Origin of the sequence: Pseudomonas aylmerensis (assembly GCF_001702265.1) — a bacterium.
Lineage (GTDB): Bacteria > Pseudomonadota > Gammaproteobacteria > Pseudomonadales > Pseudomonadaceae > Aquipseudomonas > Aquipseudomonas aylmerensis.
On sequence record NZ_MAUE01000012.1, the window covers coordinates 401,368 to 414,628 of the forward strand.

Sequence of the window (13,261 nt, forward strand, 5' to 3'; positions counted from 1 at the left end):
AAGGCAATCAAAACCTATTGGCGAAAGATCGTCAAGCGCTGGAATGAGCTTTTTGAATACTCGGAGCAAAAAATGTGGGAGCTGGCTTGCCTGCGATCGCGGCGTGTCAGGCGACATTCATGGTGAATGCCAGACCGCTATCGCAGGCAAGCCAGCTCCCACAGGAGATAGCGTTTGCCGATGAGGGTGTGGATAACTCAGGTCTTGTTGATTTTGACCGGGCGTTTCCAACCGTCGATGTTGCGCTGGCGGGCGCGGGCGACGGCCAGTTGAGACTTATCCACATCCTGATTGATGGTTGAGCCGGCTGCTGTGGTGGCGCCATCGTCGAGGGTGACCGGAGCAACCAAGGAATTATTGGAACCGATAAACACGTCCGCCCCAATGGTGGTCTGGTGCTTGTTGGCGCCATCGTAGTTACACGTGATGGTGCCGGCGCCAATGTTGGTTCGCGCGCCTACAGTGGCGTCACCCAGGTAGGTCAAGTGGCCGACTTTAGCTTCCGCGTCCAACTTGGCATTCTTCAATTCAACAAAGTTACCCACATGGGCCTTGGCTCCCAGCACGCTACCCGGACGCAACCGCGCGAACGGGCCAGCGTCACTGCCCTCGCCCATCACGGCACCGTCGATATGGCTGTTGGCCTTGACCACCACACCTTTGCGCAGGGTGCTGTCCTTGATCACGCAGTTCGGGCCAATCACTACGTCGTCTTCGATGACCACGCGGCCTTCGAGGATCACGTTGATGTCGATCAGCACGTCGCGGCCAACGGTGATCTCACCGCGTACATCGAAGCGCGCCGGGTCGCGCAAGGTCACGCCCTGGGCCATCAGGCGACGGCCTTCGCGCAGTTGATAGTGGCGCTCCAGTTCAGCCAGTTGCTTGCGGTCGTTGGCGCCCTGCACTTCCATCGGGTCGTGGGGTTGCTCGGTGGCGACCAGCAAGCCATCACTCACGGCCATCTCGATCACGTCGGTGAGGTAATACTCGCCCTGGGCGTTGTTGTTGGACAGACGACTCATCCAGTCGGCGAGTTTGTTGGCTGGCACCGCAAGAATGCCGGTGTTGCCCTCGGTGATCGCGCGTTGGGCTTCGCTGGCATCCTTGTGTTCAACAATGGCTGCGACCTTGCCGTCGGCGTTGCGCACGATGCGTCCATAACCGGTAGGGTCGTCCAGCTCAACGGTCAGCAGGCCCATCTGGCCAGGCACTACGTGTTTGAGCAGGCGCTGCAAGGTTTCCACTTCGATCAGCGGCACGTCGCCATAAAGGATCAGCACGGTGTCGGCGGTAATGAACGGCACGGCTTGCGCGGTGGCGTGGCCAGTACCCAGTTGCTTGTCTTGCAGAACGAAATTCAGGTCATCGGCAGCCAGGCGCTCGCGCACCACATCGGCACCGTGGCCGATCACCACGTGAATTCGCTGGGGGTCCAACTGCCGAGCGCTGTGGATAACATGGCCCAACATCGAATTGCCGGCGACCGGATGCAGCACCTTGGGCAGGGCTGAACGCATGCGGGTGCCCTGGCCTGCGGCGAGAATGACGATTTCAAGAGACATGAATGGCTACCAATCCTGAGCGGTCCTGCTTCAGACCAGAGATGTGTTTTGCTGAAAAAGAAAAAGGGTAGCCGAGGCTACCCTTTTTAATCAATCGCGCATAAGTATTACGGCTTGGCCGCTTACTTCTTGCGGATCTGCTGGAGCGTGCGCAGCTGGGCTGCAGCCTCGGCCAGACGTACAGCAGCAGCGCTGTAGTCGAAGTCCGCACCCTTTTCATTCAGGGCCTTCTCGGCAGCCTTGACGGCTTCCTGAGCGGAGGCTTCATCCAGGTCGCCAGCACGTTGCACGGTGTCGGCAAGTACCTTGACCATGTTCGGCTGAACCTCGAGGAAACCACCGGAGATGTAAAACACCTCCTTTTCCCCGCCTTGCTTGGTCAGAGTGATCGGACCTGGCTTCAAGCTGGTGATCAACGGCGCGTGGCCCATGGCAATACCCAGGTCACCGAGTTCGCCGTGTGCAATCACCATTTCTACCAGACCGGAGAAGATTTCCCCTTCCGCGCTGACGATATCGCAATGGACTGTCATAGCCATCTGATTGCCTCAACCTGATGAGCGCCCGTTTCCGGGCGCCTGGATTACAGTTTCTTGGCTTTCTCGATCGCTTCTTCGATGCCGCCGACCATGTAGAACGCTTGTTCTGGCAGGTGGTCGTAGTCACCGTTGAGGATGCCTTTGAAGCCAGCAATGGTGTCTTTCAGGGAAACGTATTTACCCGAGGCACCGGTGAAGACTTCAGCCACGAAGAACGGCTGCGACAAGAAGCGCTGGATCTTACGAGCGCGGGATACCAACTGCTTGTCGGTTTCCGACAGCTCGTCCATACCCAGGATCGCAATGATGTCCTTCAGTTCTTTGTAACGCTGCAGCACGTACTGGACGCCGCGAGCGGTGTCGTAGTGCTCCTGGCCGATCACGTTCGGATCCAGCTGGCGCGAAGTCGAGTCGAGTGGATCGACCGCTGGGTAGATACCCAGGGAAGCGATGTCACGGGACAGTACGACGGTGGCGTCCAAGTGGGCGAAGGTGGTCGCAGGCGATGGGTCGGTCAAGTCATCCGCAGGTACGTATACCGCTTGGATCGAAGTGATCGAACCTTCCTTGGTCGAAGTGATACGTTCTTGCAGAACGCCCATCTCTTCAGCCAGGGTCGGCTGGTAACCTACTGCCGAAGGCATACGGCCCAGCAGTGCGGATACTTCAGTACCGGCCAGGGTGTAACGGTAGATGTTGTCGACGAACAGCAGAACGTCGTTACCTTCGTCACGGAACTTCTCGGCCATGGTCAGGCCAGTCAGTGCTACGCGCAGACGGTTTCCCGGCGGCTCGTTCATCTGACCGTAAACCAGTGCCACTTTGTCCAGAACGTTGGAGTCCTTCATCTCGTGGTAGAAGTCGTTACCCTCACGAGTACGCTCACCCACACCGGCGAACACGGAATAACCGCTGTGCTCGATGGCGATGTTACGGATCAGTTCCATCATGTTTACGGTCTTGCCTACACCGGCACCACCGAACAGACCAACTTTACCGCCCTTGGCGAACGGGCAAACCAGGTCGATAACCTTGATGCCGGTTTCCAGCAGGTCGTTGCCGCCAGCTTGTTCGGCGAACGAAGGTGCTGGACGGTGAATGCCCCAGCGCTCTTCGGTGTCGATCGGGCCAGCTTCGTCGATCGGGTTGCCCAGTACGTCCATGATCCGGCCCAGGGTCGCTTTACCGACCGGTACGGAGATGGCAGCGCCAGTGTCGACAACGTCCAGACCGCGCTTCAAGCCTTCGGTGGAACCCATCGCAATGGTACGAACTACGCCGTCGCCCAGCTGCTGCTGAACTTCCAGAGTAGTTTCCGCGCCTTGTACTTTCAGCGCGTTGTAGATGCTCGGTACGCTGTCGCGTGGAAATTCCACGTCGATAACGGCGCCGATGATTTGAACGATACGTCCGCTACTCATAGCTGGATCCTCTGAATATTTGAACCGTTAAACCGCGGCAGCGCCGCCGACGATTTCCGAGATCTCTTGGGTGATCGCAGCCTGACGCGCCTTGTTGTAGATCAGCTGCAAATCGCTGATCAGATCACCGGCGTTATCGGTAGCGTTTTTCATCGCGATCATCCGCGCCGCTTGTTCAGCTGCGTTGTTCTCGACCACCGCCTGGTACACCTGCGACTCCACGTAGCGCACCATCAAGCCGTCAAGCAGCTCTTTGGCGTCTGGTTCGTAGAGGTAGTCCCAGTGGTGCTTGAGTTCCTGATCCGGAGTCGCCACCAGTGGAATCAATTGCTCCACGGTTGGCTGCTGGGTCATGGTGTTGATGAACTTGTTGGATACCACGGACAGGCGGTCAATCCGGCCTTCCAGGTACGCATCCAGCATCACCTTCACACTGCCGATCAAATCATTGATCGACGGCTCTTCACCCAGGTGGCTGATAGCTGCAACGACGTTACCGCCGAAGTTGCGGAAAAAGGCCGCACCCTTGCTACCAACAACACACAGATCGATCTCGACGCCGTTTTCGCGGTTTACCGCCATGTCCTTGACCAGGGCCTTGAACAGGTTGGTATTCAGACCACCGCACAAACCACGGTCACTGCTCACTACCACATAACCCACACGCTTGACTGCGCGGTCGATCATGAACGGGTGGCGGTATTCCGGGTTGGCGTTGGCCAGATGCCCAATTACCTGGCGGATACGCTCCGCATAAGGACGGCTAGCAGCCATGCGCATTTGTGCCTTGCGCATTTTGCTGACCGCCACTTTTTCCATGGCGCTGGTAATTTTTTGCGTGCTTTTGATGCTCGCAATCTTACTGCGAATCTCTTTTGCGCCTGCCATGTAACACCTATCAGGTTAGCAAGCGGGAGCCTTGCGGCTCCCGCTGCGGCTTACCAGGTTTGGGTGGCCTTGAACTTCTCGATACCGGCTTTCATGCCAGCGTCGATATCGTCATTGAAGTCACCCTTCACGTTGATCTTCGCCATCAATTCGGCGTGATCGCGGTTGAAGTAAGCAATCAGCGCTTGTTCAAAGCTGCCGACCTTGGCGATTTCAACGTCGGTCAGGAACCCACGCTCAGCGGCATACAGCGACAACGCCATGTCAGCGATCGACATCGGGGCGTATTGCTTCTGCTTCATCAGCTCGGTAACGCGCTGACCATGCTCAAGTTGCTTACGGGTCGCTTCGTCCAGGTCAGAAGCGAACTGGGCGAATGCCGCCAGTTCACGGTACTGAGCCAGAGCGGTACGGATACCACCGGAGAGCTTCTTGATGATCTTGGTCTGAGCGGCACCACCCACACGGGATACCGAAACACCGGCGTTCACTGCAGGGCGGATGCCCGAGTTGAACATGGCCGATTCCAGGAAGATCTGACCGTCGGTGATGGAAATCACGTTGGTCGGAACGAACGCGGAAACGTCGCCAGCCTGGGTTTCGATGATCGGCAGTGCGGTCAGGGAACCGGTTTTGCCGGTCACTGCGCCGTTGGTGAACTTCTCTACGTACTCTTCGGAAACGCGGGATGCGCGCTCCAGCAGACGGGAGTGGAGATAGAACACGTCGCCTGGGTAGGCTTCACGGCCTGGTGGACGGCGCAGCAGCAGGGAAATCTGGCGGTAAGCCACTGCTTGCTTGGACAGATCGTCATAAACGATCAGCGCGTCTTCACCGCGGTCGCGGAAGAATTCACCCATGGTGCAACCGGAGTACGGTGCCAGGAATTGCAGCGCAGGAGATTCCGAAGCACTGGCAGCCACGATGATCGTGTTGGCCAGGGCGCCGTTTTCTTCCAGCTTGCGAACCACGTTGGCGATGGTCGATTGCTTCTGACCGATAGCTACGTAGACGCAGAAAATGCCGCTGTTCTTCTGGTTGATGATCGCGTCGATCGCCAGAGCGGTTTTACCGATCTGACGGTCACCGATGATCAGCTCACGCTGGCCACGGCCGACAGGGATCATGGCATCGACAGCCTTGTAGCCAGTCTGTACAGGCTGGTCTACCGACTTACGCCAGATCACGCCTGGAGCAACTTTCTCGACCGCGTCGGTCTCGGTGTTGCCCAGTGGACCTTTGCCGTCAACAGGGTTACCCAGTGCGTCGACTACGCGGCCCAGCAGTTCCTTACCAACCGGAACCTCCAGGATGCGGCCGGTGCACTTGGCGCTCATGCCTTCAGCCAGACTGGTGTACGCGCCCAATACAACGGCACCTACGGAGTCTTGCTCCAGGTTGAGGGCCATACCGTAGACGCCGCCCGGAAACTCGATCATCTCGCCGTACATAACGTCGGCCAGACCGTGAATCCGCACGATGCCGTCAGATACGCTGACGACAGTGCCTTCGTTACGGGCTTGGGAGGTCACATCGAGCTTGTCGATGCGGCCCTTGATAATTTCACTTATTTCGGAAGGATTGAGTTGCTGCATTGCTCTGCTGCCCCTTCAAACTCAAGATTTCAATGCTTCGGCAAGTTTCGCGATTTTGCCGCGAATCGAGCCATCGATAACCAGGTCGCCGGCACGGATAACAACACCACCAATCAGGGATGCGTCCTCCGAAGCTTGCAGGCGCACTTCCCGATTGAGTCGTGCACTGAGAACCTTGGCGAGTTTGTCTTGCTGTTCTTGGTTCAATGCAAAAGCACTGGTCACTTCAACGTCTACCGATTTCTCTGCTTCGGCCTTGTACAGGTCGAACAGAGCGGCGATCTCCGGCAGTAGCGGGAGACGGTCGTTTTCGGCAACGACATGGATGAAGTTCTGCACTTTCACATCAAACTTGTCGCCGCACACTTCAATAAAAGTGGCGGCCTTGTCTGCGCTCGTCAGGCGCGGGGCCTTGAGCACGCGCTGCATGGTGTCGTCTTGCGACACTGCTGCAGCCAGGCCGAGCATGGCTGACCAAGAGGCCAGCTGCTGGTGGGCCTGGGCGTGCTCGAAGGCTGCCTTAGCGTAAGGTCGGGCCAACGTGGTCAGTTCTGCCATGATCGCCCTCGCTTAAATTTCAGCAGCCAGTTTGTTAACCAGCTCCGCGTGCGCGTTTTGATCGATTGTGGCACCGAGGATCTTCTCAGCACCGCCGACCGCCAGAGCACCCAGTTGGGCACGCAGCGCGTCTTTGACGCCGTTCAGTTCCTGTTCGATCTCGGCATGAGCCGAAGCCTTCACACGGTCAGCTTCGACGCGGGCTTTTTCAACAGCCTCTTCGACGATCTGGTTACCGCGTTTCTTGGCTTGCTCAATGATTTCAGCTGCCTGTGCTTTAGCATCGCGCAGTTGATGACCCACTTTCTCTTGGGCCAACTCCAGGTCGCGAGCTGCACGGCTGGCAGCGTCCAAACCATCCGCGATCTTCTTCTGACGTTCGTGCAAAGCCGCGATGACCGGAGGCCACACGAACTTCATGCAAAACACTACAAAAATGAAGAACGCAACGGATTGGCCAATCAGGGTTGCATTAATGTTCACGCCAACACCTCGCTCATTCGTTGTCCATCACCCCAATCACTCGAAAAGTCGAGTGATTAGCCAGCGAGTTGACCAACGAAGGGGTTCGCGAAGGTGAAGAACAGTGCGATACCAACGCCGATCATGGTCACGGCGTCGAGCAGGCCGGCGACGATGAACATTTTAACTTGCAGCATTGGAACCATTTCTGGCTGACGCGCTGCGCCTTCCAGGAATTTGCCGCCCAGCAGGCCGAAACCAATGGCAGTACCCAGGGCGCCCAGGCCGATCAACAGTGCAACAGCGATAGCGGTTAGACCAACTACAGTTTCCATCTTTCCTCCCGACTTTTACGTCGTATGGTTTAGGTTTTTTAGATTTTAAAGCGGTAAAACAAATCGTTTCATAGGCCGTTAGAGCCCACCTTCCCGGGTGACCGGGAAGGACATCAGACTAGTCGAGACTGGTCTTAATGGTTCTCTTCGTGCGCCATCGACAGGTAGACGATGGTCAGCATCATGAAGATGAAGGCCTGCAGGGTGATGATCAGGATGTGGAACACAGCCCACGCCCACTGCAGAACCACGCCCAGGCCGCTGAGCCAGAGCAGACCACTGCCGAACATCACAGCGATCAGAATGAACACCAGTTCGCCGGCATACATGTTGCCGAACAGTCGCAGGGCCAGGGAAATCGGCTTGGCGACCAGGGTCACGAACTCCAGCAGGAAGTTCACCGGGATCAGCAGGGCTTGAACGAAGATGTTCTTGCTGCCGAACGGGTGCAGGGTCAGTTCGCCGATGAAGCCGCCGATGCCCTTGACCTTGATGCTGTAGAAAATGATCAACGCGAACACCGACAGGGCCATGCCCAGGGTGGCGTTAGGGTCCGTGGTGGAAACCGCACGGAATGGAATGTGGTGGTCGCCCGAGATCAGGATGGCCAGCTGAGGAATCCAGTCGACCGGGATCAGGTCGACGGCGTTCATCAGGAACACCCAGACGAAGATGGTCAGTGCCAGCGGTGCAATCACCGGGCTACGGCCATGGAAGCTGTCTTTCACGCTGCCATCGACGAATTCGACCAATACTTCCACGAAGTTCTGCAGGGCACCTGGTTGACCGGAAGTCGCCTTCTTTGCCGCCATGCGGAAAATCAGGACGAAAATCAGGCCCAGTGCGACCGACCAGCCCAGAGTATCCAGGTGGAAAGCCCAGAAGCCCATTTCTTTGGCTTCTGCTGCGGTGTGGGCGAAGCCCCAGCCGCCGTTGGGAAGCTGACCGAAGGTCAGGTTCTGCAAGTGGTGCTGGATATAGCCCGAAGCGGTTGTTTCTGCCATGGTTGCCTCAAACGCCCTAAGGTTTCGAAAGTCTTGTTTTCATTAGCAGGGGAGCGAACCAGCTGACCAGTTGGGTCAACACGAAGACGCCGAATACAGCCAGCGGCGCCAATGGCTTCACACCTGCAAAGGTCAGTGCAAACAGCACTGCCGTCAAAATCAGTTTCCCTGCTTCGCCGGCATAAAAGGACCGGACGATAGCCTGGGCTGCTCGGGCGCCGGAAAACCGAAAGGCCCTGTGAGCAAAATACATATTGGGCAGCAAGGCTATCAGGCCTCCGCAAAGTCCTGAATACCCGGCTACGACTCCATGCCAATACCAAAGCGCCAATGCGGCGATCAGCAAAATGACTAACTGAGCCAATAAAACCGGGAAAACGGCCAAGCGATGGAACGGCAACGTGTTTGGCGTGCGGGTTTCCATCACTCTTGCTCCTCAATGGTCGGCTGCCGGAAATCAATAACTTGGCATAATTTGTGCCGACAAAATGCGCGCAGAGTATAGGGGCGGTTCTGCCCCTATTCAACTGCCGGGTAGTGATTTCCGATCACGCGCTACATAAGCAAATGTTTCAGCGGATGTGGGCAAGGACGCCCTGAAGCTCATCGAGAGAGTTATATCCGATGACCAATTGGCCTTTGCCTTTCTTGCCGTGGCGAATTTGCACCGCAGAGCCCAGGCGCTCGGCCAGGCGCTGCTCCAGACGTGCAATATCCGGATCAGGTTTGGCCGTTTCGACCGGTGCAGGTTTACCACTGAGCCATTGGCGAACCAGGGCCTCTGTCTGACGAACGGTGAGCCCTCGTGCGACAACGTGTCGCGCCCCCTCAACCTGTTGATTTTCCGGCAATCCGAGCAAAGCACGGGCATGGCCCATCTCCAGGTCACCGTGGGACAGCATGGTCTTGATGACTTCCGGCAACGCGATCAGGCGCAGCAGGTTGGACACGGTGACCCGGGATTTACCCACGGCCTCGGCCACTTGTTGCTGGGTCAGCTGGAATTCCTGCTGCAAACGCTGCAACGCGATCGCTTCTTCGATCGGGTTGAGGTCTTCACGCTGGATATTCTCGATCAACGCCATGGCGATGGCCGTTTCATCCGGCACATCACGCACCATCGCCGGGATGGTGTCCTTGCCAGCCTGCTGGCTGGCACGCCAGCGGCGTTCACCGGCGATGATTTCGAAGCGTCCACCACCGATCGGGCGTACCACGATCGGCTGCATCACGCCCTGGGCCTTGATCGAATTGGCCAGTTCTTCCAGCGCCTGGGGGTCCATGTCCCGGCGTGGCTGGTATTTGCCGCGCTGGATCAGGTCCAGGGGCAGGTGTTGCAGCTCGCGCTCGTCGGCCTGCACCGCTTGTTCTTCAAGCGATGTGACGGTCGGACCACTCAACAGTGCATCCAGTCCACGTCCGAGACCTCGTTTCTTGACGGCCATGGGGATTCCTTAAGTTGGCTGGGCTGCAGCGGTGCGTGAGTTGCGGCGCTGTCGACGAACCATTTCGCCGGCCAGTGCCAGGTAGGCAATGGCACCCCGCGATTGTTTGTCGTACGCCAGGGCCGGCATGCCGTAGCTCGGGGCTTCGGCCAGACGGATGTTGCGCGGGATCACCGTGTCGTACAGCTGATCGCCAAAGTGTTCCTTGAGCTGCGCCGACACATCGTTCATCAGGCTCAGGCGCGGATCGAACATGGTCCGCAGCAGGCCTTCGATCTGCAGGTTCGGGTTGAGCAACTCAGCGATGCGCTTGATGTTATCCACAAGGTCGCTCAGACCTTCCAGCGCGTAGTACTCGCACTGCATGGGGATAATCACCCCATCGGCGGCCACCAGTGCGTTCAGTGTCAGCATCGACAGTGACGGGGGGCAGTCGATCAAAATGTAGTCGTAATTCTCGCGGATCGGCGCCAAGGCGCTGCGCAGACGGCTTTCTTTCATCTGCATTTCCAGCAGCACCACTTCCGCCGCGGTCAAATCGCGGTTGGCCGGCAGCAGTTGATAACCGCCGTGTTCGGAATAGTGCATGGCCTGGGCAAGGTCGCACTCGCCAATCAGCAAGTCGTAGACCGAGTTTTCCAGGCCGTGTTTATCCACACCGCTACCCATGGTGGCGTTGCCCTGTGGATCGAGATCGATCAACAGCACCCGACGCTTGGTGGCGACCAGGGATGCTGCGAGGTTGATGCAGGTGGTGGTTTTACCCACGCCACCTTTCTGGTTCGCTATCGCGAATACCTTAGCCATTCTTGCTTGTGTTCCCAATCATGCCGTGCGGCGCAGTATCAGCAGATGGCGTTGGCCTTGGCAACCGGGTACGGCCAAGGCGTGTTCGCTATCGAGGTGGAAGTCTGCCGGCAATGCTAACAGCTCGTCGCTTGGATGAACGCCCTTCATTGCCAGCCAGCGGGTATCGCGGTCGCCAAGGTGGCGAGTCCAGTTGCTGAAGTTCTCCATGCTGCTGAACGCCCGGGAAACAATTCCGTTGAAAGGCTGCTCAGGCGTGAAGGCTTCGACCCGGCTGTGGATAACTTGCAGGTTATCCAGCTTGAGTTCGAGTTTGACCTGGGTCAGGAAGCGGGTTTTCTTGCCGTTGCTGTCCAGGCACGTCACTTGCGCGTCCGGAAACAGGATGGCCAGCGGAATACCGGGCATGCCGCCGCCACTGCCTACGTCGAGCCAGCGGCCGTTTTCGATAAACGGCATCACGCTCAAGCTGTCGAGCAAATGACGCGAGACCATTTCATCGGGATCGCGCACCGCGGTCAGGTTGTAAGCCTTGTTCCATTTGATCAACAGGGCCAGATAACCCAGCAGCAAAGTGTGCTGGGCTTCGGTCAGGTCCACGCCCAACTGGCGTGCACCTGTGGATAACTCTTCGGCGTGTTGCGAGGTGACCAACGAACTCAAGCGCTTTGCTCCAACTGACGGCCCGCGCCGCGTTTTTTCAAATGAATCATCAACAGCGAAATGGCCGCCGGGGTGACGCCAGGAATACGTGAAGCCTGGCCGAGGGTCTCCGGTCGAGTTATCCCCAGCTTGCTCTGGATTTCTTTCGACAGCCCGGAAATCCCGGTGTAGTCGATATCCACAGGCAGCTTGGTGTCTTCACTGGCGCGCAGGCGAGCAATCTCGTCTTGTTGGCGATCAATGTAACCGGCGTACTTGGTCTTGATCTCGACCTGTTCGGCGACCTGTGGATCTTCTGCGCCCTGGCCGGTCACTTCGACCAGACCAGCGTAGTCGATTTCCGGACGGGACAGCAGGTTCAGCAGGTTGTATTCGTGGGTCAGCGGCGTGCCGAATTTTTCCGCGATCGCGTCGCCCTGCTCGGTGCCCGGGCGAACCCAGGTACTTTTCAGGCGCTGCTCTTCGAGCGCGATGCTTTCGCGTTTTTTGCAGAAGGCCGCCCAGCGCGCGTCATCGACCAAGCCCAGCTCGCGACCTTTTTCGGTCAGGCGCAGGTCGGCGTTGTCTTCGCGCAGGATCAGGCGATATTCCGCCCGGGAGGTAAACATCCGGTACGGTTCCTGGGTACCCAGGGTAATCAGGTCATCAACCAGTACGCCGATATACGCTTCATCGCGACGCGGGCACCAGCTGTCCTTGCCCTGTGCGCGCAATGCCGCGTTGGTTCCGGCCAGCAAACCCTGGGCGCCGGCTTCTTCGTAACCGGTGGTGCCGTTGATTTGGCCAGCAAAGAACAGACCGCCGATCACCTTGGTTTCCAGGCTGTACTTCAGGTCACGCGGGTCGAAATAGTCGTACTCGATGGCGTAGCCCGGACGCACGATATGAGCGTTTTCCATGCCACGGATCGATTGCACAATCTGGATTTGCACGTCGAACGGCAGCGAAGTGGAAATCCCGTTCGGGTACAGCTCGTGAGTGGTCAGGCCTTCCGGTTCGATGAAGACCTGGTGGCTTTCCTTGTCGGCAAAGCGGTGGATCTTGTCTTCGATCGATGGGCAATAACGTGGGCCAATGCCCTCGATCACCCCGGAATACATCGGCGAGCGGTCGAGGTTGGCCGCGATGATTTCGTGGGTGCGCGCATTGGTATGGGTAATCCAGCAGCTCACCTGTTTCGGGTGCTGCTCTTTGGAGCCCATGAACGACATCACCGGAATCGGTGTATCGCCGGCTTGTTCGGTCATCACCGAGAAATCCACAGAACGCCCGTCAATACGCGGCGGGGTCCCGGTTTTCAGGCGCCCGACGCGCAGTGGCAGTTCACGCAGGCGATGCGCCAGGGCAATCGACGGCGGATCACCGGCGCGACCGCCCGAATAATTCTGCATACCAATGTGGATAAGTCCGCCGAGGAACGTACCGGTGGTCAGCACCACGGATTCTGCGAAGAACCGCAGGCCCATTTGCGTGACAACACCGCGGACCTGGTCCTGTTCGACGATCAGGTCATCGGCAGCTTGTTGAAATATCCACAGGTTCGGCTGGTTTTCCAGGGTTTCGCGTACCGCCGCCTTGTACAGGATGCGGTCGGCTTGTGCCCGAGTAGCACGCACTGCCGGGCCTTTGCGGCTGTTGAGCACGCGAAATTGAATACCACCCTTGTCGGTTGCTTCGGCCATGACACCACCAAGGGCATCGATTTCCTTGACCAGATGGCTTTTGCCGATCCCACCAATAGCGGGGTTGCAACTCATTGCACCGAGGGTTTCCACGTTATGCGTGAGCAACAGGGTTTTTACGCCCATGCGTGCTGACGCCAGTGCTGCCTCGGTACCGGCATGACCGCCGCCGATGACGATCACTTCAAAACGGGAAGGGAAATCCACCACGCACCTCGTGCCTGCTTATGTAGGTAATTAGGAATTGATTGGTTGAGCTGGTTTTAGAGCTTTGGCGGCAAGTATAGGGACTTACCC

14 protein-coding genes are annotated in these 13,261 nt (G+C 57.8%); all 14 read right to left on the bottom strand.

Translation table 11 applies throughout. The features are described from left to right. Window positions 1–197 precede the first annotated feature (197 nt). On the bottom strand, window positions 198–1,565 hold the full coding sequence (glmU, locus tag BBG20_RS10060) for a bifunctional UDP-N-acetylglucosamine diphosphorylase/glucosamine-1-phosphate N-acetyltransferase GlmU (RefSeq protein WP_065902671.1): 1,368 nt from the start codon (window positions 1,563–1,565) through the stop codon (window positions 198–200). Window positions 1,566–1,687: 122 nt separating this feature from the next. Then, entirely contained in the window at window positions 1,688–2,104 is a 417-nt protein-coding gene (locus BBG20_RS10065; protein ID WP_003177061.1) for a F0F1 ATP synthase subunit epsilon, read from the bottom strand. A 44-nt stretch (window positions 2,105–2,148) separates the two neighbouring features. Beyond that, window positions 2,149–3,525 carry a F0F1 ATP synthase subunit beta gene (atpD, locus tag BBG20_RS10070; protein WP_015886645.1) on the bottom strand — a complete coding sequence of 459 codons (1,377 nt, stop codon included), beginning with the start codon at window positions 3,523–3,525 and terminating at the stop codon, window positions 2,149–2,151. 27 nt (window positions 3,526–3,552) lie between these two features. After that, window positions 3,553–4,413 carry a F0F1 ATP synthase subunit gamma gene (gene atpG, locus BBG20_RS10075; protein WP_003233565.1) on the bottom strand — a complete coding sequence of 287 codons (861 nt, stop codon included), beginning with the start codon at window positions 4,411–4,413 and terminating at the stop codon, window positions 3,553–3,555. A 50-nt stretch (window positions 4,414–4,463) separates the two neighbouring features. Continuing rightward, window positions 4,464–6,008 (bottom strand): F0F1 ATP synthase subunit alpha, encoded by a 1,545-nt coding sequence (atpA, locus tag BBG20_RS10080; protein WP_003177064.1) that lies wholly within the window; start codon window positions 6,006–6,008, stop codon window positions 4,464–4,466. A 21-nt stretch (window positions 6,009–6,029) separates the two neighbouring features. Then, window positions 6,030–6,566, bottom strand: coding sequence for a F0F1 ATP synthase subunit delta (locus tag BBG20_RS10085; protein ID WP_015886646.1), 537 nt, complete (start codon window positions 6,564–6,566; stop codon window positions 6,030–6,032). Window positions 6,567–6,578: 12 nt separating this feature from the next. Continuing rightward, the gene (locus BBG20_RS10090; RefSeq protein ID WP_015886647.1) at window positions 6,579–7,049 is read right to left on the bottom strand and encodes a F0F1 ATP synthase subunit B; all 471 of its coding nucleotides are present in this window, start codon (window positions 7,047–7,049) and stop codon (window positions 6,579–6,581) included. Window positions 7,050–7,105: 56 nt separating this feature from the next. After that, window positions 7,106–7,363: a F0F1 ATP synthase subunit C gene (atpE, locus tag BBG20_RS10095; RefSeq protein ID WP_002555987.1), complete on the bottom strand. Its 258-nt coding sequence runs from the start codon at window positions 7,361–7,363 to the stop codon at window positions 7,106–7,108. Between the two features lie 134 nt (window positions 7,364–7,497). Beyond that, a complete protein-coding gene (gene atpB / locus BBG20_RS10100) occupies window positions 7,498–8,367 on the bottom strand; it encodes a F0F1 ATP synthase subunit A (protein ID WP_034101609.1) in 870 nt (289 codons plus the stop codon). A 16-nt stretch (window positions 8,368–8,383) separates the two neighbouring features. Further along, window positions 8,384–8,791 carry a F0F1 ATP synthase subunit I gene (locus tag BBG20_RS10105; protein WP_043048220.1) on the bottom strand — a complete coding sequence of 136 codons (408 nt, stop codon included), beginning with the start codon at window positions 8,789–8,791 and terminating at the stop codon, window positions 8,384–8,386. 148 nt (window positions 8,792–8,939) lie between these two features. Further along, entirely contained in the window at window positions 8,940–9,812 is an 873-nt protein-coding gene (locus BBG20_RS10110; RefSeq protein ID WP_015886650.1) for a ParB/RepB/Spo0J family partition protein, read from the bottom strand. A gap of 9 nt (window positions 9,813–9,821) precedes the next feature. Next, the gene (locus BBG20_RS10115) at window positions 9,822–10,619 is read right to left on the bottom strand and encodes a ParA family protein (protein WP_010207696.1); all 798 of its coding nucleotides are present in this window, start codon (window positions 10,617–10,619) and stop codon (window positions 9,822–9,824) included. Between the two features lie 18 nt (window positions 10,620–10,637). Continuing rightward, a complete protein-coding gene (gene rsmG / locus BBG20_RS10120; RefSeq protein ID WP_065902677.1) occupies window positions 10,638–11,282 on the bottom strand; it encodes a 16S rRNA (guanine(527)-N(7))-methyltransferase RsmG in 645 nt (214 codons plus the stop codon). After that, window positions 11,279–13,171, bottom strand: coding sequence for a tRNA uridine-5-carboxymethylaminomethyl(34) synthesis enzyme MnmG (mnmG, locus tag BBG20_RS10125; RefSeq protein WP_065902900.1), 1,893 nt, complete (start codon window positions 13,169–13,171; stop codon window positions 11,279–11,281). Before mnmG ends, rsmG begins: the two co-directional genes overlap by 4 nt. Between the last annotated feature and the right edge of the window lie 90 nt (window positions 13,172–13,261).

Coding starts and splice junctions, on each gene's coding strand:
- atpD (WP_015886645.1), bottom strand. CDS start 3,525: ATGAGTAGCGGACGTATCGTTCAAATCATCGGCGCCGTTATCGACGTG.
- atpB (WP_034101609.1), bottom strand. CDS start 8,367: ATGGCAGAAACAACCGCTTCGGGCTATATCCAGCACCACTTGCAGAAC.
- atpG (WP_003233565.1), bottom strand. CDS start 4,413: ATGGCAGGCGCAAAAGAGATTCGCAGTAAGATTGCGAGCATCAAAAGC.
- BBG20_RS10115 (WP_010207696.1), bottom strand. CDS start 10,619: ATGGCTAAGGTATTCGCGATAGCGAACCAGAAAGGTGGCGTGGGTAAA.
- BBG20_RS10085 (WP_015886646.1), bottom strand. CDS start 6,566: ATGGCAGAACTGACCACGTTGGCCCGACCTTACGCTAAGGCAGCCTTC.
- BBG20_RS10065 (WP_003177061.1), bottom strand. CDS start 2,104: ATGGCTATGACAGTCCATTGCGATATCGTCAGCGCGGAAGGGGAAATC.
- BBG20_RS10105 (WP_043048220.1), bottom strand. CDS start 8,791: ATGGAAACCCGCACGCCAAACACGTTGCCGTTCCATCGCTTGGCCGTT.
- glmU (WP_065902671.1), bottom strand. CDS start 1,565: ATGTCTCTTGAAATCGTCATTCTCGCCGCAGGCCAGGGCACCCGCATG.
- atpE (WP_002555987.1), bottom strand. CDS start 7,363: ATGGAAACTGTAGTTGGTCTAACCGCTATCGCTGTTGCACTGTTGATC.
- atpA (WP_003177064.1), bottom strand. CDS start 6,008: ATGCAGCAACTCAATCCTTCCGAAATAAGTGAAATTATCAAGGGCCGC.
- BBG20_RS10110 (WP_015886650.1), bottom strand. CDS start 9,812: ATGGCCGTCAAGAAACGAGGTCTCGGACGTGGACTGGATGCACTGTTG.